This window comes from Sphingobacterium sp. BIGb0165, from assembly GCF_024810095.1.
GTDB lineage: Bacteria > Bacteroidota > Bacteroidia > Sphingobacteriales > Sphingobacteriaceae > Sphingobacterium > Sphingobacterium detergens.
Genome location: NZ_JANUEB010000008.1, coordinates 142,566 through 163,520, shown reverse-complemented (window position 1 = coordinate 163,520; position 20,955 = coordinate 142,566). Strand labels below are relative to the sequence as shown.

At 39.9% G+C, this 20,955-nt stretch carries 14 protein-coding genes and 1 tRNA gene; 7 read left to right on the top strand and 8 right to left on the bottom strand.

What is annotated here, in order from left to right; genetic code table 11:
- Positions 1-21 precede the first annotated feature (21 nt).
- From M2408_RS19110 to purD, 6 genes are all read right to left on the bottom strand, one after another.
- Positions 22-1,005, bottom strand: coding sequence for a DUF4973 domain-containing protein (locus M2408_RS19110; protein ID WP_259185603.1), 984 nt, complete (start codon positions 1,003-1,005; stop codon positions 22-24).
- 15 nt (positions 1,006-1,020) lie between these two features.
- A complete protein-coding gene (locus M2408_RS19105) occupies positions 1,021-3,078 on the bottom strand; it encodes a RagB/SusD family nutrient uptake outer membrane protein (RefSeq protein WP_259185601.1) in 2,058 nt (685 codons plus the stop codon).
- 11 nt (positions 3,079-3,089) lie between these two features.
- The gene (locus tag M2408_RS19100) at positions 3,090-6,203 is read right to left on the bottom strand and encodes a TonB-dependent receptor (RefSeq protein WP_259185600.1); all 3,114 of its coding nucleotides are present in this window, start codon (positions 6,201-6,203) and stop codon (positions 3,090-3,092) included.
- Between the two features lie 12 nt (positions 6,204-6,215).
- The gene (locus M2408_RS19095; RefSeq protein WP_259185598.1) at positions 6,216-7,679 is read right to left on the bottom strand and encodes an IPT/TIG domain-containing protein; all 1,464 of its coding nucleotides are present in this window, start codon (positions 7,677-7,679) and stop codon (positions 6,216-6,218) included.
- Between the two features lie 1,027 nt (positions 7,680-8,706).
- Positions 8,707-8,778 (bottom strand) — tRNA-Glu (locus tag M2408_RS19090).
- A 91-nt stretch (positions 8,779-8,869) separates the two neighbouring features.
- Positions 8,870-10,144 carry a phosphoribosylamine--glycine ligase gene (gene purD, locus M2408_RS19085; protein WP_259185591.1) on the bottom strand — a complete coding sequence of 425 codons (1,275 nt, stop codon included), beginning with the start codon at positions 10,142-10,144 and terminating at the stop codon, positions 8,870-8,872.
- Between the two features lie 194 nt (positions 10,145-10,338).
- Here purD and M2408_RS19080 point away from each other — a divergent pair, with 194 nt between their 5' ends.
- The 7 genes from M2408_RS19080 (at position 10,339) to idi (ending at position 18,843) form a co-directional block, all read left to right on the top strand.
- On the top strand, positions 10,339-13,023 hold the full coding sequence (locus M2408_RS19080; RefSeq protein ID WP_259185582.1) for a carboxypeptidase-like regulatory domain-containing protein: 2,685 nt from the start codon (positions 10,339-10,341) through the stop codon (positions 13,021-13,023).
- Positions 13,024-13,062: 39 nt separating this feature from the next.
- Positions 13,063-13,827 carry an enoyl-CoA hydratase/isomerase family protein gene (locus M2408_RS19075; protein ID WP_259185577.1) on the top strand — a complete coding sequence of 255 codons (765 nt, stop codon included), beginning with the start codon at positions 13,063-13,065 and terminating at the stop codon, positions 13,825-13,827.
- 21 nt (positions 13,828-13,848) lie between these two features.
- Positions 13,849-14,532: a hypothetical protein gene (locus M2408_RS19070; protein ID WP_259185576.1), complete on the top strand. Its 684-nt coding sequence runs from the start codon at positions 13,849-13,851 to the stop codon at positions 14,530-14,532.
- 34 nt (positions 14,533-14,566) lie between these two features.
- Positions 14,567-16,303 carry a phospho-sugar mutase gene (locus M2408_RS19065; protein ID WP_259185575.1) on the top strand — a complete coding sequence of 579 codons (1,737 nt, stop codon included), beginning with the start codon at positions 14,567-14,569 and terminating at the stop codon, positions 16,301-16,303.
- Positions 16,304-16,846, top strand: a complete 543-nt coding sequence (locus tag M2408_RS19060) for an NUDIX hydrolase (RefSeq protein ID WP_259185569.1) — start codon at positions 16,304-16,306, stop codon at positions 16,844-16,846. It abuts the gene before it with no gap.
- Between the two features lie 78 nt (positions 16,847-16,924).
- A complete protein-coding gene (locus M2408_RS19055) occupies positions 16,925-18,238 on the top strand; it encodes a nicotinamide mononucleotide adenylyltransferase (RefSeq protein WP_259185567.1) in 1,314 nt (437 codons plus the stop codon).
- A gap of 71 nt (positions 18,239-18,309) precedes the next feature.
- The gene (gene idi, locus M2408_RS19050) at positions 18,310-18,843 is read left to right on the top strand and encodes an isopentenyl-diphosphate Delta-isomerase (protein WP_259185566.1); all 534 of its coding nucleotides are present in this window, start codon (positions 18,310-18,312) and stop codon (positions 18,841-18,843) included.
- A 172-nt stretch (positions 18,844-19,015) separates the two neighbouring features.
- Here idi and M2408_RS19045 read toward each other — a convergent pair whose 3' ends face one another.
- Both M2408_RS19045 and M2408_RS19040 read right to left on the bottom strand, forming a co-directional pair.
- Positions 19,016-19,840 carry an N-acetylmuramoyl-L-alanine amidase gene (locus M2408_RS19045; RefSeq protein ID WP_259185565.1) on the bottom strand — a complete coding sequence of 275 codons (825 nt, stop codon included), beginning with the start codon at positions 19,838-19,840 and terminating at the stop codon, positions 19,016-19,018.
- A 209-nt stretch (positions 19,841-20,049) separates the two neighbouring features.
- A complete protein-coding gene (locus M2408_RS19040) occupies positions 20,050-20,709 on the bottom strand; it encodes a hypothetical protein (RefSeq protein WP_259185562.1) in 660 nt (219 codons plus the stop codon).
- Positions 20,710-20,955 lie beyond the last annotated feature (246 nt).

Genomic DNA, 20,955 nt, shown 5'->3' with positions numbered 1-20,955 from the left:
CGCCGAATGGTTTGATAAAGTTTACCATTCAATGGCTTGATCCTCATCTGGAATCTGTGTATTGAGCTGACGCTCCAAAATCAATGAGCCAGAAACCTTGAATTTGATCGCCGTAGTAGAAACAAGGGTATAATCGGTAAATTCGTAATCCACATTATTAATCGTGATATAACGATGCAATAAATAAGGGCGAACGGCATCCATCTGTTCTGTCACGGTGTAACTTGCATCTTTTTTAACGGCGAACTTCATATTTGGATTTACGGCACGAAAGCTTACCCCACCTTTGTCATTGAATGTTGCAAAAACTTGATAATTCTTCCGGTCCTGCCGCTCTTCATCTATATTACCCGCGTAAAAGAAGATCGTATTCTCATCGACAACATAACTCTTGATTTGACTTTTTACGATCGGGGTTTCATTTTCATGTCCCTCCATAACAACCTTCAGGGCTGTCCCGCTATAGGTTCCGGAGTAATTGTTAAAAGGGTTGATGCGTAAGAGTGCCTTTTTATAATGCTTCCGGGGATTAACCTTATATTTAGCTCCCGGATCATCCAAAATGGTCAAGGGAAGTACCCATTTTTCCGTCATATCAATACCTTTCAATGTAAAATCAATGGCTATTAATCCAGTATTTTCCCCGGACTTGATATCCACCGCTGATGGAATCGAAAAAAAACTAGTACTGAGCTGTTTGTAATAGAAATCCGTCCTCGTCTGGAATCGCTCGTAATTTAGTACGCCCAATGTATCGGCATCCACCCCAACCTTGACCGAAAGATTATTATCATTGGTTGTCGATCCACTGACTTCCAGTGGCTGCATAAAGGTGGTCTTTTGCCCATCCTTGTAACGAACATAGATATTAGCGACCCCTTCACTTTCCAAAGGTGCTTTAAAAGAAACATAATGTTCAAATTGTTCTTCTTTCCATTCATCATTACAAGAGTTGCAGACAGCGAGTAAAGTGAAGAATAACAATTGTATGTATGACTTGTTCATAAAATTCATATTTGATTAATCATTGTAAGTCCATCCAGGATTTTGAGTCAGGTTCTTATTGCGTTTAAGTTCGGTATGGCTAATCGGCCAAAACCACATCTTGTCAGCAAAAGTTGTTTTCAACGTCCAGACTGCAACGGGTTGATAAAAAAGATCTCGTTCCTTTTCATTCATCAATACATTACAACCATAGACTGGTAGTGCTTCTTCCACAGGTGCATCCATCCAACGACGCAGATCATAGTAACGTTGTCCTTCTCCCATTAATTCGATAAAGCGCTCACGTTTCAATGATTTTCGTAACTCATTCTTATTCCCATATATACTGGCCGAATAATCCGGCACACCTCCGCGGATACGAACAGGATGTATACCTTTTTGTAGTTCGGCTACATTCCGGCTGATGCTGTAAGATCCTCCGCGCCAGGAGGCAATACTATAGGAACCACTCAGTTCATTGAGCGCCTCCGCATACATAAGGAGAATATCGGCATAACGGATAGCCGGTTCTGCTTTAGGTACGACACGAGCACCATTGCCTCCTTCATAGGTATCACTCGGATGTACAAATTTCTTGATGCCAAATCCAGTTCGCAACCAATAACCATTTGCAGAGTTGAAGCCATTACCTTTGGAATCCGCACTATAGTAAAATATTTGTTGGTTTCGATTCTCCGTTTTCGTTTCATTGAGCAAGGTCCAAAAGCTACCATTGTAAGAAACTGAAGCATAGAATCGAGGCTCACGACTGGCATACTGCAATGAAACATTAGGGCGCAATGGTCTATATTTTTTAGCATCATAATCTGCTTGTGAAACATAGCCTGAAGCCCGATTGGAGCCATTTCCGCGTCCGATTTCTTTATCTTTCCCTGGGACATCCGTACCGTCATTCATATAGTATGCATCGACCAACTTTTGAGTGAGCCCATGTGTATTCCACCCTGTTGCAGAACGTGGCAATTGATGAATGACCATTTGGTCAATACCCTCATTAGGTTGATTATTTCCTCTTGTAAAAATTAATTCTGGATTGCCTGAAGCTTGTAAAGTACCGTCGAAGACCTGTGCATAAGACTTCGCCGGATCTATATCAGACCAGCCAGAAGGCCAACTTTTATCCGAAAAATTGTGGTCTTGAGGTGGTTTCACAGTAGCATCATCACCAGTCTCCTGAAATGGTGCTGTATAAAGTCGATATACACCGAGTTCGATTACATCCCTTGCCGCAGCAGCTGCTTTTGCCCATTTTTCTTCTTTATAATCTACCGAAAGGAGACGGTTACCGTTATTATCTACCAGTCGAGCGGCGTAACTTGTATTGTTTCCATTGGCCAATGGGCTTGCAGCATACAGTAATACTTTAGCGCGCGTTGCCAATGCTGCTCCAACAGTTGGACGAGCAGAACCATCTTGACCACGTTTCATTCCCAATGCTTCCATTTCTTTCGCTGCTTGCAGCATTTCATTACTAATATATTCCGCACATTCTTCGTAAGTATTTCGAGGAATAGCCAAATCGTCGTAACTATCGGTATAATCTAATCCTTGGTCTGGTAATAAAGGAATAGGGCCATATTTTCGAAGCAACAACCAGTAAAAATATGCCCGCGCAAAACGTGCCTGTCCTCTATAATCGTTTATCTCCGCAGCCGACATTTCGGTGTTCATATAAATATTCTGGATAAATGTAGAAGCATTCCGGATCCCACGATAACTTTGTGTCCAGGTTCCTTGTTTATCATTCTCAGTATAGAGTCCCATTTTGAACATATTATAAGACAGTTCATTTTTAGATGGGTCATAATCCTTATCCCTGTCCCCAAAATACATATCATCTGCAAAACAATGCGGTGTAAGTCCTTTACTCGCAACATCAGCATTTTCACCTTTGAATTCCTCAAAGACATGTGCAAGCCATTGTTCAGAATAAACTTTACTTTTAAACACCTTCTCGGTGGTCAGCCGATCATTAAAATATTGATCAGATCTCAGATAATCTTTTTTACAGGAAGAAATGACACTTATACTTAGTATAAGCATGAGCTTAATATATAATTTATTTCTTTGCATCGCTTTTGATTTTAAAGGTTAACATTGATGCCAAATGTAAATGACTTCGGTAGTGGGTAATCCTCTCCTCGTGGGCTAGCCAATTCTGGATCCCAGAGTTTGAATTTTGACCATGTCAACAAATTGGATCCAACAAGAAAAATACGAATACTATTTGTCTTGATTCGGTTCGTTAGATGCTTGGGCAGCGTGTAGCCTATATCCAAAGTTTTGAGGCGGATATATTGACCATTACGCAACCAAAAAGTAGACTCCCTGAAATTGTTTGGATTTGCACCATAGCTCAATCGTGGATAAGACGCATTGGGGTTTTCGGTTGCTGGGTCTCCTGAGATATCAGCAGAAATCCAGCGGTTATCACCCATTACACCTTTCATTACCTGCCCCCATTCACCCTCGCTAAAAGCGTACACTGTTTTGCCATAGGTAAAGAAGGTAGATTTACCAGCTCCCTGAAAGTGAACACTAATATCCAAATTCTTCCAGCTAACAGATGTCCCGATACCATAAATTAAGTTCGGTCGTCTGGTAGCTCCGATTGCCACACGATCCCCATCATCAATGATACCATCACCGTTTACATCTTTGTATTTAATATCTCCCGGTTGATAAGTCCCGAAGGTTTGCTTAGGGCTGTTGCGAATATCGTCATAGTCTTTAAAAAGCCCCATGGCGATCAGCCCCTTAGCCTGATCCACGCGGTAGCCTTTTTGATTCTGATAGGCATATACGTTGTTCTCCTCATCTATTTCTGTTATGACATTCTTACTATAAGTAATGTTGCTCCTAGCGGTCAAATTCACCTCACCAATTTTTTGTCGATATTCCAAACGACCGTCAAAACCCTGGGATTTTACAGCACCGACATTAGCACTTGGAGTACTCTCTAACCCCACCATGGAGGGCAAAAAACCACGTGCCATATAGATCCCAGTCCGTTCTTCATTAAAGAAATCTAAATTTGCAATAATCCGGTCTTTAAATAGTGCGACATCGAAACCCAAATTCTTTTTCGTCGCCATCTCCCATGTAACGTTTGATGAAGATACTTGACTGTACCTCATCCCCCCATAATATCGATTGAAACTATAGTCAGCCCATTGATATCCACCCTCAGGAATCCAATTTTGGTTGTCAAAATGGCCAATTTCATTAATAGTATACAAATAAGGGAAACGTTGTCCTCCACCTAATTGATCATTACCGACCTTTCCCCAGGAATAGCGTATCTTAAATAAGTTAAGCCAAGAAAAGTTATTCTTGATGAATGGTTCTTCCGATACATTCCATGCTGCTGAAACAGCAGGGAAAAAGCCGTATTGCCTTCCTGGTGCAAAATTCTCTGAACCAGTATAACCGAAATTAAAATCGGCAATATAACGTGCTTTCCAATTGTAAGTTAATCGGCCGGCCAATGCTTGATTTTTTCTTGCTATACCATTCTTGATATCGGTGCCAATATCAACCGTCTTGATGAGCGCATCCCGCGTAAAACGTGCTACCGCACCAATATTGTGATCACCCAGACTACGGTCGTAGTTGAACATCATATCATAGAATTCACGTCTCTCTCCCCCCGAACTACTTGTTTGAACCATTTCGCTCGGATTGGAAATATGCGTAAATACAAGATTACCATTTTCATCCCGGGCACGTTCTGCCCGCCATTGCTCAGGCCATTTTCGTCGTTGTATACTATTGTCATTGTTTGTATCATAACCAACAATTCCTCTAAAACGCAGGCCTTTAGTAATGAAATCGAAATTTTGTTCAATGGAGACGTTAGTCTGAACATTATTTGTCCAATTTTCATTAAATCCTGTTTGTGTTGCCACAACCCAAGGGTTTGTCTGATTTCCTGTCCCAATTGCAGGAACATATCCATTTGAGTACAATATTGGTGTGCGAATAGGTGAATAACCAAAAAGTACACCCCAAAAATCGCCGTCACCTAAACCCGGGCTGTTCCTTTTGGCCAGCGATCCAGCCACACCAACTTTTAAGACTGTTGACTTTGTTACATTAACATCTGCATTCAAACGATAATTCCAACGCTTATAATTTGCATTAGTATTGTAGTCATTACGTAATGTTTCATCCGTTTTGTACATACCACCCTCATCAATATAACTTCCTGATAAAAAATATCGGGTTGTTGCCCCACCCCCCGTCATATTGAGGTTTGCCCGGTACGTCATGGCACCATCTTTCAACAACAGATCTTTCCAATTTACATTCGGGTAGAGATCTGGATCCAACCCCAAACGGAGTATCTCCAGCTCTTCTGGTTGGTAAATCGGTTCAAAATTCCGTGTTATACGGGATTCATTTAACAAATTAGCGTAAGTCAATCCGTCTTCAAATTCAGGGGTAATTGTTCGTGTATTATAAATGGTTTCGTCTTTGAAGTTGATACTAATTTTACCATCTTTACCTCGCTTAGTGGTAATTAAAATGACCCCATTAGCACCTTTAGAGCCATAGATTGCAGTCATTGCGGCGTCTTTTAACACAGTAAAAGTTTCTATATCCTCAATATTAATATCATTGATATTCCGTTCAATATTATCTACCAATACAAGAGCCGAAGATCCCCCTCCGAACGTAGAAATACCCCGGATCCAGAATTCGGATATATTTTTACCCGGTTGTCCTGATTGCATCATTGCCATTACCCCAGGGACATTTCCCGCCAATGCATTTGACAAACTCGAAGTCGGGTTAGACTTCATATTATTTACGTCAACATCACTTGTAGCCCCTGTGAGCGTCAATTTTTTCTGGCTACCGGTCCCGGTCACTACAACTTCATCCAACACACTAGTCTCCGACTCTTTCAAAGCAACATTGACCGTCAAAGCATCTTTGATCAAAATCTCTTGTTTTTGATAGCCAACAAACGAAAAAACAAGTTTCTTATATTGTTCGACTTTGATTCTATAATGTCCGTTTTTGTCTGTCACCGTACCTAGACCTGGGGTCTCCTTGACAAAAACACTAACACCCATCAAGGGTTGCTGTTTAGCATCTGTTACGATACCAGTTACTTCTAACGTTCCTTGGGCTAACGTACTGAAGGTAATGCCAAGAAGTAACATACATGTTAGTAAAATTTTATTTATCATGTTATTCAACGGTTAATTTTGGTTATTCTCCCCCATTTCTTCCAGTGCGATCTTACGGATTCTGCGATTTGCCTGATCACCGATATAGAAAGCACCCTCTTTCTCATTGTAGGCAATACCAGATGGCCTGTCAAAGCGGGCCTCCTCTCTAAGGTCCCCGTCAACATAACCATAGGGGTTATTATTGATACTTGAGCTTCCTCTTCCAGCGAAGGTCGTCACACTTCCTTCGGGTGTGAGAATACGTATCGCATGATTCATTTGATCTGTGAAATAGAAATCATAGAGATCGGGTTTATTCGCGTCCACATAAGTTTGATTTTTAACAAATACTCCTTGGTAGGGATGGTCGACGCGTGCAGAAGAGCCTACGCCATCTTTGTAGCCAGTACTTCTGACCTGGCCACAGACTAAATAGGGTTGATTGAACTGCTTTCTCTCCCAATTATAGTCAGCACGGAGGATATAGCCTTGATTAATGACCACAATATAAGCGTAGTTGCCGGTGGGATGAATTAGAATCTTATATTCCCATTCCGGATCTTGAATCAGAAATGGATTTGTATATTGCTTAACACCGAGACCTTCGCTGAAATATTTATTGAGATCAAAACGATAAAACTCACCTTTGGCATAACTATTAAAATACATCTCCCCATTTACCGGATGGACGGATGCACCATTACATTGTCTACTTCTTGTCAAGATTTCATAGTCCTGAAAGTTACGAGCACGAGAAAATAGCAGTGTAGACTCATCGTCCTCACCACCACGATCCTGTGCAACAATCATGTACTTGCCATCTAATGTAAAATCAACACTTCGGGGACGGTTCAAACCGGCACGTCTTGTTGTAACTGTGCTATCCGCAAAATTGATTAAATAAAGTCCGTTGTTATTGTCAAAAGTCACCCATAAATGCTTTGGGTTCGCTGGATCGAACTTCATAAAAGAAGGCTCCCAAAAGCCACTGGCCATTTTATTTTGGTCAGCATCTTTAAACTTACCATCTTTCCAGGGCTCATCACCTCGCGCATTCCGATATCCAACAACAGTGGAAACAACCATTTTCCGTTGATACTCAAAGTTATTTTCGGCCTTACCGATAACCGGCCTATTTTCTTCACCTACCCACACTTCGATATCGCCATTAAAAGCCTGCTTTGGAACCAGACAATAAAGAGATTCGCCCAAAGCATTGATAACCACAGCTTTTTTCCCGCCAATAAATACAGCAACGTTTTTGGGATCATTACCAAAATTCTGTCCATAAATAATTAAGCGTTGTCCCATTCCTCCTGATTTTGGGCTGAAATCAGACACGATGACCGGCTTAGCGGGATCAAAAGGCTTAGCTTCTCCAATAATTGCTGTTGTATCGTTCTTGCAGGCCCAAAGACCAAAGGTGAGAATCAGAAAGACCCAGAGTCTGCCAAATCGACACAAGGCTCTGCTCGCTACTTGTTTTCTTCTCATAAGTTATTAATTGGTTAGAATTTATTTCAAATACTTTTTTTCAGTATCCCTGTTGACCGCTTGAGTATATTTTATCTTTAGGCTTATCTCGCAGAAGGCATATCAGGGATTTAATTAATTTTCTTGGTATCGTAATTTTAGGACGAACGAATCGATGCCCGCCCTTTTGAAGGGCAAACTTCTTTTAAAATTTTACACATAATTGATTATTTTTAATTAAAGCTAAATGGTATTAGCTTTTGACATCTAAAAAAGACTTTAGTGCAATAGCTTCAAAGTCTTCCTAATTTATTTAATTTACTTTTCTAATACTTTCTATTTCCGTTTTCAAATTCCAAGCATTATACTCTCTGCAATTCTTAGTATAATTCTCTTCTCTCGTTCAAATGGTCGATATATGTAAGCGATATCGATGACTAGCACAATAATATTCGTTCCTTCAGCAAAAATTTAATGGGATATCTCTAATCTGTATTTCTAAGTGCTTCCCTAAGGTATTATATTCTATAATTGATTACTCAAAAGTAGCTAACGTAAAATTTTTGAGACTATCGAATTATCTCAATAATCTGCGTATTTGTATCAAAGCAAAAAATCAAACACACAAAAGACTGTAAATTAACACATTGACTTTGTATTCAGCTTATCATGGTTGGTATGACATCCTATTTTTAGCAGATAGAATTCCATATAAATCCGGACACCCTCAACGTTAAAGCTTTTCATAAGAGGAAGTGGTATTCCAGTTTGATGGATCTTTTGACATCAATTTCATCCAAATACACTTTGCAAATTGCACTATTTATCCAAGTCCTGCATGTGGTACTTGATATCATCTTGAAATAGTATTAATATCATACGTTAAATAAAAGGAAGTAAATATTTATAGTCAGGCTCTCTATTTAACAGGAAATCAAAGGCTTAAGAAAGTCATAATCAAACCACAAATATCCAGGCGGGGACAATTTGTTACCCAAGTTTTTGAGCATAAAAAAAGGAGACAACTGGTAAGCAGTATCTCCTTTTGTAGCCCGTAGGGGAATCGAACCCCTGTTTCAAGAATGAAAATCTTGCGTCCTAACCCCTAGACGAACGGGCCATTTTTAATGCAACTCCAAAAGCTGTCTTGTTTTTGGAGTTGCAAATATAGACCTTAAAATCAGTATTACAAAAATAATTTTAAATATTTTTTAGATTAGGTCAAAACCGATATCACGTCTGAAGTATTTTCCTTCAAAATAAATTCTTCCGGCATCAGCAGTAGCCTGTTGAAGAGCATCAAAAAGTGAGTCTTGTAATGTCGTAACGGCAATTACACGTCCACCGGCAGTGACAACCTTACCATCCTGCTCCTTGGTCCCTGCCTGGAATACAATAGATTCCTTGACGTTTTCCATATTCACGATTTCTTTTCCAGATTCATAGGCTCCGGGGTAACCTCCAGCCACTAACATCACCGTAACAGCTGTTTTTGGAGAAACCGTATAAGAACGTTGGTCCAAATTTCCTTGCGCAACGCCTTCGAGCAGATCCAACAGATCAGATTCAATTCGTGGCAATACAGATTCTGTTTCTGGATCGCCCATACGAACATTATATTCAATGACATATGGTTCCCCTTCAATGTTCATCAATCCAATGAAAATAAAGCCTTTATAGGGAATACCATCTTTCTTCAGTCCTTCTACAGTTGGTTTGATGATACGTTCTTCCACTTTATTCAAAAATGTTTCATCGGCAAAAGGTACTGGAGAAATAGATCCCATTCCACCTGTATTTAATCCAGTATCTCCTTCTCCTATCCGTTTATAATCCTTCGCAGAAGGTAATACCTTATAGGAGTTTCCATCCGTCAATACGAATACCGATAGCTCAATTCCTTTTAAAAATTCCTCAACGACAACGACGCGGCTAGCCTCACCAAATTTGGAATCCGCAATCATAGCTTTCAATTCAGCTTTGGCATCTTCAAGTGTTTCACAGATCAAAACACCTTTTCCAGCAGCCAGACCATCGGCTTTAAGAACGATCGGCAACTTTTGGCTCTCTAGATACACCAATCCTTCGTCCAATGACGCGACGTCAAAAGAACGTGATGCAGCGGTAGGTACGCCGTGTCGATCCATAAACTGTTTCGAAAAATCTTTTGAGCCTTCTAATTGCGCTCCTTCCTGTTGCGGGCCGATTACTGGAATATCTTTCAAATCTGCACGGTTCAAAAAATAATCATGAATACCTTTTACCAATGGCTCTTCAGGTCCTACGACTACCATTTGGATAGCATTTTCCAACACAAAGGATGCTATAGCTTCAAAATCAGTAACTTTAATATTGACATTTTGGCCATATGCTCCAGTACCAGCATTTCCTGGAGCAATAAATAATTGACCTAAACGTGGACTTTTCGACAACTTATAGGCGAAGGCAGATTCACGACCTCCGGAACCGATTATTAGGATATTCATAGCACAAAGATATTTTTTTTATGCTAATTTTCAGGCATAAGATGGTTCAAAAACGGATTTTAAATTTATTTTCTGGCTCAAAAGAACTCCAAAGCATCAATACAAATAATTTAACTTCTCCAATTCGATAATATTTTGATTTATAAGTTGATTAAAGGAAAAATATTTTCTAATTTTCAAGAAACATTAGTCATATGTACGCTCGAATATTGTTGTTAGTCAATTGCCTATTACTTCCTTTCTGGGCGCTCGCTCAAATTGATCAAACGTTACAGACATTAGAGTCCTACCATGAAAATCATGTCACTGAAAAAATTTATCTACACCTAGACAAAAATGACTATTCGGCCGGTGAAAATATTTGGTTCAAAATGTATTGTACCACCGCACCTTTCAATTATTTGAGCAATATCAGCAAAATCGCCAATATCGAATTAATCTCCCCAACAAATAACGTCATCAAGAGCATCAAAATTCCACTAACATTAGGGCTCGGCATTGGTGATTTCAGCTTATCTGACACCCTCGTAGAGGGTTCGTATAGAATTAGAGCGTACACCCGTTGGATGCAAAATGATTCCATATCCAATTTCTATGAGCGTATTATCCCTATTACCAACGGAAGAGCAGATAATGTCATAACCCAAAGCACATTCCTTAAAAATGAAAATGAAAATTTCTTCCAGATCAATCTAAAAACAATTCAAGGAGCACCTCTAATAAACAGTAGTGTAAGCTATGCCCTCAAACAAGATGGCCAAAAGGAAAAGACTGGACGGTTAAAATCCAATGAAAATGGAACAATAGCACTTGAACTCAAAGATAACTTTAAAGGCGGGCTATTAACATTGCAATTCCTGTCCTCAGATAAAAGACGTGTTTTAAAGAGTTTTACTATCCCAAATCCAAATCAGCAAAACAGTATCCAGATTTTTCCTGAAAGCGGTGAATTAGTAAACAATATCTTGAGTAAAACTGGAGTCAAAGTGCTTAGCCCCGCAGGCTTGGGTATAAAATCAAAAATCAAAATCGGGGAGGAAAACCAAGCGCCGATCATCGAATTTGAGACCAATACCCTTGGTATGGGAAGTATGCCGCTAATTCTAAGCACTGGAAAAAAATATATTGCCACAGCAATCTTCCCAGATGGAAATTCGGTAAGCACCCCACTGCCTCCAGTAGCAGCCTCAGGCTATGTACTCACCGTAAATTCGGGTTTAAAAGACAAGATTGCAGCCCAATTATCCTCCACTAACGATTTGGTAACCGGCAAAGAGGTTTATCTAATCGCACAATATAACGGCATCGTACTACATGCTGTAAAGCAAAAGTTAAATGAACCGGAGATTCTATTCAACATTCCCAAAAAGGATCTTCCTTCGGGAGTGATTCAACTGTCTGTACTTAATGAGCAGATGACTCCCATCATCGAGAGGCTCGTCTTTAATTACAATGCTCCTAAAACAATATTTCCAATAGCGATCCAATTAAATAAATCCTCTTTTGCGACGAGAGACCAGGTCATCGCAAACCTCTCCGTTAAAGAAGGCAGTAGCGATACCTCAAAAATAGCGGCACTCTCGGCAGCTGTAGTCAATCTCAGTAAAGTCGACTCTACCACAGACCAATATTATTCTTCCATAATCTCGGAGCTTCTACTCAAATCCGATCTCCGTGGTTTTGTAGAGCGGCCCAATTATTATTTTGAAGATCTAAATAACATCCGGTTTAGTGAGCTTGACAACCTCATGTTGATCCAAGGCTGGCGTATACTGGATTGGAAGAATTCTCTCCTTCCAACCAATAATCTGTATCCACCAGAAAAAGGACTCACGATCTCGGGAACGGTAAAGAAAACTGGGCGCAAAGCGGTCGTTCCCAATGCTAAGGTGACCCTAGTACCAACCAGCAATATGATGCTGAGTATAGATACATTGACAAATAATGATGGTCGTTTTGTTTTTGAGGGCCTCTTATTCGCCGACAGTATTAAATTTATAGTAACCGGAAACGGTCCGAAGGAGAAGAATAGAGTCGATATACTTGTCGACGAGACCACAGCTCCTGCAGTTAATGAAAGCAAAGACCAGCCATTGGTCGCGAATGATGTAAACAGCAAACTGATCGATCAGCTCAAAAGTAGCCAGCAATTTTTGACGGAACTGGAAGCTGCTGGTATAATTCAAAAAAGTATTAAATTGGAGGAAGTGCAGGTGAACAGGGTAAGGACCAATAAAGCAGACAAAAATTCAAGAAATCTCAATGGCCCGGGCCATGCAGATCAGGTCTTATCTGCGGAAGATCTATCGACTTGCACAACCCTGGAGCAATGTCTCGCAGGGAGACTAGTGGGCGTCATCTTCCGAAATGGAGTTCCTTACAGTACCCGATCGATGGGAATGAACGGGGGTAGTCCCATGCAGGTTGTTTTAGATGGCATGTACATTGAGGCTGATCAGATCAGCATGATCAATGTTCAGGATATCGCGAGTATCGAGGTGCTGAGAAGCATAGGCAATACCGCCATTTATGGTATGTATGGCGGAAATGGTGTATTGGTTATCACGAGTAAATCTGGTGAGGCTCTCTCAGCGTCCTATACACCGACTGGAATTGTTACAATTGTGCCTAAAGGACTACATGTAAACCGTAGCTTTTTCAAACCACAGTATAATACCACGCAAAAGCAGGAGCTCAAGCAAGACCTGAGAGCAACCATCGCCTGGGAGCCTAATCTGGTAACAGAGAAAAATGGAAAAACCAAATTTGATTTTTTCACTTCTGATGAACCCGGAACTTATAAAATTACCATCGAAGGAATTGACATGGAGGGTAAAATTACCCATCTTGAATATTTAATAGAAGTAAAACCACAATAGCAACCCGAACAAACCGTTATAAATTTATATAAATTCGTTATGGAGCATATCAAAACCAAAATAGAAGACCATATTTTAAGTATTTTTTTGGATCGGGGTAAGTCTAACGCCATCGATACACAGTTATTGAAAGAGCTTATAGAGACATTGGAATCTAGCCAAGAAAACGATGCTGTGCGTGGGGCGATCCTTATTGGTAAGGAGAACTTTTTTAGTGCCGGTCTTGACCTAATAACCCTATTCGGCTATGATGAGGATCAAATCCGGGAATTCTGGAATCTTTTTTTGGAGGCAACCTCGCTACTGGCCTCTTTCCCTAAACCGATAGCTGCCGCCATATCTGGCCATAGCCCTGCTGGGGGTTGTGTATTTGCCTTATGTTGCGATTATAGAATCATGGCTGAGGGTAATTTTGTCATAGGACTTAATGAAATACCTGTTGGGCTTATCGTTCCTGAAAGTATCTTTCAACTTTATGCTTTTTGGATCGGGAAACGACATGCTTATCAGAATCTCCTCGAGGGAAAACTGCTTTCTCCCCAGGAAGCAAAATCACAGGGCTTAGTGGATGAAGTCGTTCCAGCGGATATACTTTTTAATACCGCCGCAAAGAAGATAAGAGAGATCACGCAGTTTAATCAAAAAACATGGCAGACTTCTAAACTAAACTTCAGAAAAGAAATAATTCTTAAATTGCGCGAAAATAGAGAAGAAACCATTCAGGCTATTCTCGAGCAATGGTGGCTGCCGTCAACACGGTCTATATTAAAGTCGATCATCGAAAACTTGACTTCAAAAAAATAATATATAATAAACGAAAATCACATGAGAAATCTCTTTTTCTTTGTTCTTATCTGTCTCTCCATAGGTGTGATCTCCTGTAGAAACAATAAAAAAGAAGACAAGGCAGTAAAAATTGCCCCGGATTCTATCCCTTTGGATACTATAAGCAAACCGGACACGATCGAAAAAGAAGTGAAGAAAGAGGATACTGAAACACTGGAAGAAGTATTGGAAAAAATTGCCAAAGCATATACCGATCAAGACAGTAAAACAATCAACAACTATATCCATCCAAAATTAGGGATCTATATTATATATCGTCCGGGGGCATTGGATTCGTATGTACATCAAAGTAGTTTTAACTTTTCCAAACCAGTACCAGAATATCATTCGTATGAAAAACTGAGTTACAAAGGCCCTCTAAAAGCAGGAAAATTGCCTGCTTTTGACTGTGGAACAATGAAATGGGACAAACTAGGTTTTTTTTATGACAAGAAGTCCCGTCCGAATGAACTGTCACAAACGGCCAAATTCATGAATGAGATTTTAGATGCAAAAATTAATCAAACCGAATTACAGCGATTGAGAAATATAGAAACCAGAAGCTACCGTGCGATCATGACTTCCAACGAAAGCGAAGAACCTTTCGTTTTTCATGTCACAAAAGAAGGGGAAAAGTGGTATATTACAGTCATAGACCGCGCCTATGCAGGTTGTGACGCATAAAAGAATTTTTTACATTTAGCCATATTTAACGATCATGGGAAATTTAGATAAAGACATACTAGAGAAAATCGACGATTGGTTAACCTCCAGTTATGACGAGGAAACAAGAGCCTCCGTCCAGAAATTAATAGATGATCAGGCAGAGACAGAACTTATTGATTCATTCTACAAGGATCTTGAGTTTGGAACAGGAGGTTTAAGAGGAATTATGGGTGTGGGATCCAACCGTATGAATAAGTATACAATTGGAAAAGCTACACAGGGATTATCAAATTATCTAAAAAAACAGTTTCCTAGCGAAGAAATAAAAGTAGCTGTCTCTTACGATAGCCGTAACAATTCGCAATCCTTTGGTCAGCTTGTTGCCCAAGTATTTGCAGCAAACGGCATCAAGGTTTATCTTTTTAACGAGCTACGTCCTACACCAATGCTATCTTTTGCCATCCGCCATTTTGGATGTAAAAGTGGGGTCATGTTGACTGCTTCGCATAATCCCAAAGAATACAATGGCTATAAAGCGTATTGGAACGATGGATCGCAATTGACAGCTCCCCATGATAAAAATGTGATCGATGAGGTCAATGCTATCGCCAGCGTCAAAGACATCCGATTTGAAGGGAATACCCAAAATATTATTCCTGTTGGAGAAGAAATTGATCCAATTTATATTGATGCCAATAAAGCATTAAGTATACACCCGGAGGCTGTACAGGCACAGAAGGACCTAAAAATAGTTTATTCTCCGATACATGGTACTGGAATTACGATCGTTCCAAAAATGCTTGCCTCGTGGGGCTTTGAAAACGTTACTGTGGTTACCGAACAAGCGACTCCGGATGGCAACTTCCCTACAGTGATCTATCCTAACCCTGAGGAGGAGGATGCCATGGCTTTGGCGAAGAAAAAAGGGGAAGAGATTGACGCGGACCTTGTTTTAGCAACCGATCCTGATGCGGACCGCGTTGGGATTGCGGTTAAAAACAGCCAAGGCCAATTTCAATTACTCAATGGTAATCAAATTGGCAGTTTGTTAATCTATTACGTGCTGAGTGCAAAAAGTGATCTAAAACAATTGGGCAACAACCCTTATATTGTGAAAACGATTGTAACCAGTAACCTTCAGGCTGACATTGCAAATCATTACCATGTCGCTCATTATGAAACACTCACTGGGTTTAAATATATCGGCGAACTGATAACAAAACTAGGTGATTCAGCACAATATCTTGCCGGTGGAGAGGAAAGCTATGGCTACTTAGTCGGCGATTTAGTCCGGGATAAGGATGCGCCTAATTCATGTGCTTTCTTGGCAGAAATGACTGCATATTTTAAGTCAAAAGGCAAGACTGTATATGAAGTTTTATTAGACATCTATCAAGAATTTGGCTGTTATCAGGAAAAACTGATCTCCTTAACAAAAAAAGGAAAAGCTGGAGCCGAGGAAATTCAAGCCATGATGGCTGGTCTACGGCAAAACCTACCTACCAAGCTCGGCGGAATCGAAGTCAAAGAAATTCGGGATTATGAGCTTTCCCAGACAACTGACATGAAAACAGGCCACAAAAGCGAAATTACTCTTCCAAAGTCGGATGTATTACAGTTTATCACTGTGGATGGTGACGTGATTTCAGCGAGACCTTCGGGTACAGAGCCCAAAATCAAATTCTATTGCTCCGTTAAGGGGACGCTTCAAGATAAAAGTAATTACCTAAGCCTTCAAAATATATTGGAAGAAAAGGTAGACCGCATGATGAAAGATATTGTTGGATAAATGGAAAAATGGAAACGATTATCATCTGAATATATTTGTAAGGAACCTTGGGCAACATTACGCAGGGATACTTGCGAACTACCCGATGGGCGTATTAATGACCACTATTATGTCCTGGAATATCCGGATTGGGTCAATATGGTCGGCATCACTGCACAAAATGAGTTGTTAGTAATCCGACAATACCGTCATGGTGCCGGTATCATTTCATTAGAAATTCCGGCCGGTACCACTGAGCCAGGAGAAAATCCACTAGACGCCGCAGTCCGGGAAATGCTCGAAGAAACGGGATATCAGTTCGCTAAAATTGAAGAGATTGCGAGCATCTATGCCAATCCTGCAACAAGTGGCAACATTACGTATACGTATCTCATGACAGGTGGACAGAAAGTTCAGGAACAAGATCTGGACGAACACGAGGAGATTGAAGTTTTTCTTATCCCTCTTGAGGAAGCGAAAACAATGTTGCTGGAAAACAAATTTAGTCAGGCATTACACAGCAGCGCATTATTCTATGCTTTTAATAAATTAGGCTTGTTATAAAACAAGCCTAATTTTATTCTGTTTTTCTCTTTCATACTTTAATTTTCACTAGACTTTTGATTTTTGTACCTTTGTGCTATGGCAAGAGAAATTTTTGAAACCAAGCGCAAGGCCTTGAAAATAAATCTAAATCCTGAGATTTATGGGACCTTCGCTGAGATCGGTGCTGGACAGGAAGTCGCACGAAACTTTTTCAATGCAGGGGCCGCTTCAGGCACAATTGCAAAAACAATGTCGGCTTATGACATGGCATTTAGTGACGCGATTTATGGTGAGGAAGAAGACGGCAGATATGTCAGCAGAACCCGCTTAAAAAAGATGCTTTCCCATGAATTTAACTTACTGACGCAACGACTACATGGCGATAAGTATTGCAACAAAAAATTCTTTGCCTTTGCGGACACTGTTACCACGCTTAACTTCACCAAAACCAATGAGCCTCATGGCTGGATTGGTCTACGTTTTCAGCACGAGGTCGGTGGCCCAACAAATGATATTATTGTTCACGTCAGACTTTTGGACAGTGACAATCAGCTGCAACAAAAAGTACTGGGCATTATCGGTGTAAACCTACTGTTTGCGGCTTACTACTACACAGAAAATGTGCAGACCTTAATTGAATCCTTGGTCGATAATTTATCGGTCGGATCGGTCGAAATTGATTTAGTTAAGTTAAATGGTCCTTTGTTTGAAAATGTCAGCCAACGACTGATCAACTTATATCTCATTGCCAAAGGATTTGCAAAGGCGGCTATTTTCCAGCCAGATGGTAAAGCGGTACAGATCAAGGATTATTTGTACAAAAAGAATATCATCTTACTTCGCACAAAATACCGCCAGAAATCACTTCCTAACTTTGACCTATTTAACCTTGCTGTCGAGCAGTTCAAGAAAAATACAGAGGCAACAGACAGCGATACCATTGTATTGATTGAGGTATTAATGGGTAATGTACTGGAAGATACACATGAAATCACGGATGAAGATCTACACGAATTTGCGTCAAGAGCAGATGAATTATGCGCCACAGGCAATAACATTATCGTCAGCAACTTCCGTAGAAATAACCATTTAGCGGAGTTTATAAGCAACTTCAAGCCCAAAAATATCGGGATTGCAACAAACGTTTATAACTTAAAAAATATCTTCAATTCGGACAACTACAATAAAGAACTCTACACCAATGAACTATTATCCTACATATCAGGTATGTTCAATAAAAATGTAAAGCTTTATGCTTATCCATATCTATTGAAAAAGGAAAATAAAATCATCACAACGCAAAATATGCCCGTTTCGGAAGAAGCCAAACCGTTATTTGAATTCTTAATTAAAAACGGTTATATCATTGATATTGAAAATTACGACGAGAAGTTTGTAAAAACCGTATAATACAAATCTCTGCTATAATTTATTATATAGTCCAATTTGGTTAAATTGGACTATATTTATGTCTGAGCCTTATGAAGCAAGAAAATGTAATATTAGTCGATTCCAATGACAGTGTCATTGGGAGTATGGAAAAATACGAAGCTCACGAAAAGGGTTTGCTACATCGAGCTTTCAGTGTCTTTTTGTTCAACGACAAGGACCAGCTACTCTTACAACAAAGGGCTTTGGACAAATATCATTGCGGCGGTTTATGGACTAACAGCTGCTGTTCTCACCAACGTCTTGGCGAGAGCAACTTAGATGCTGCCGAACGTCGTCTGATGGAAGAACTCCGGATCAAGGCATCAGACCTATATGATTCATTTTCATTTGTATACAAAGCCGAGTTTGACAATGGCCTTACCGAACATGAATTTGATCATGTGCTTATTGGAAAATTCAATGGTGAGTCTAATTTTAATGTTGCAGAAGTAGCAGCCATACAATATATGGATCAGCAGCAGATCGAAGATGAGATCGCACACTTTCCAGAGAAATTTACCCCTTGGTTCAAACTCATCTATCAACGTGTATTTGAAACCTATTGGGACAAATACAAGAAATAGGATCATCAAAAAAGCCCTATGGCGATTGAAGGACTTCGACGCCATCCTTATCATGGCCAAACGCCATCAACAGCACGCTAATAGAAGCTCTAGGGTCTGCTAGCCCTTCAAATAAAAAGGAGCAATTCTATCACAAATTGCTCCTCTCATTTTTATACAGATCAAGAAACCACTATAAGTATTTTTTATAGATGGAATACATAATCTTTAGATCGTTTTCATTCAAAAATGCAGTATTCACATCTTGTTGAATATAGTGAATTTTAAAAGCCTTTATGGCTGCATCCAGATTACGGACATCGTAGCCAATAATACGCAAAGCCATTTTTGGATTAAAATCGATTGGTGGCGTTTCTAAAAATTCCTCATACCAATAGCCAAATCCCTGATCTGCCAATTTTTTCCAAGGGAATCGTGATGGGTCATTTTTACGCGAAGGTGCCAGATCCATATGTCCAATAAAATTTGCCTGTGGAATCTTATAGGTATTTTTCAAATAGTTCAGCAGCTGAATCAACGCATTTATCTGTGCATCCGTCCAGGGGTCTGTCGTCCCATTATTATCCAACTCGATACCTATCGATGAGGAGTTCAGATCAGTATCATTCCCCCATTTACCCAGACCTGCATGATGGGCCCGGTATAGATCATTTACCATCTGTACCACCTTGCCATCCCGCCCCACAACATAATGTGAACTTACACCGGCTTTCGCAGAGTGAAACGTGCGGATTGTCTGTCCTAACGAATCTTGCGCTGTATGATGAATGACGACAAAATTAGGCTTTCGGATACCAAAATTGATGGAGGCGATCCATTGCTGATCTTTGACATTTACTTTCTCCAACTGCCCAGATACAGGAGTCTGGCGATACAAATTAGAAAACTCTTTTGCTTGTTTTTTATATACCTTTTCGGTCTTAGCATATTTATTGCCAGCACAAGATGTGATCACTGCTGCAATAATAAAAAGATTGAATCGTGATGTTATCCTCATATCGAAATGTTTCAACACAAATATACTTCCAAAATAGGATATCGGTGTGATTGTACCCTAAAATGATACAATAATCTTCCTTTTCAGAGGAGGCTCCAATGAAATTGCCAATTGTTTTCGAGTGATTTACCGCACACGAGTAGCTGATCATCAAAAAAGTCCAGACAGAGTATCTGGACTTTTTGAGATCGATTTAACGTATCGATATTTTATTTTAAAGCGTTTACATTCAATTTACCCATGAATGCTTTCAGCTCATCCAAACTATACCCATTGCCCCTTAGTGTAATTAAATAACGATCTTTTTCAAGGTAACTGATTTCAGAACTCTTTGGTGTCGAACCTTCTACACCTTTATTATCCATTGTCTTTGCACGCTTTCCTTCAAAATCACCCGTTTTCTCTACTTCTGTATCAGTAATATTTTCCGAATCGACCATAAAACCCATTTGAGCAAGGCTAACGATAGCCGAAGCGGTCTCACCGGCACCATCAATAATGCTTATTTTAATATCCTTTTGATCATCAACAGTATATGTAGCATCGCCAGAAACGACACTGACGCCATACATAGAGCCCGCAGAATAAGATGTTCTTTTCAAACCGTCTAAACTTTCTGGGAGAAATGCTTTTAATTCGTCCGAACTCAATGGTTTTTCAGATTTTAGTTTGGTCTGAAGTTCTTCCATTTTCTTTGCACCGTCAGTCAGGTTATCTAGATTCGATACCCCTTTAACCACATCCGAGATTCCCGTGCTTGTTTCATTATCATCTCCTGCACCATCCTTGGATTCGTTGCTATTGCCGCAACTTGTGATCAAAATAGCTGCGCCCAGTAATAGGGACATTACGCTCAATTGTCTTTTCATGATTATCAGTTTTTTAGATAAAACGTTAGAAAGATAAAAAAATGATTTAATAGGCGCAACTATTTAAAATATAGTAGTAAAATAGTCCTACTAGTTTTTCCGAACTTATTCAAGAATGTTTGGGGATCATCATACTTACATTCTTTTCTGTGCCTATCCTTTTGGTTTATAAAGGCTTCATTTAAAACCCATAAATATTGCCCAGACTCCTGTCGCGTGGATTAAACCTTTTACAGTATAATGCTT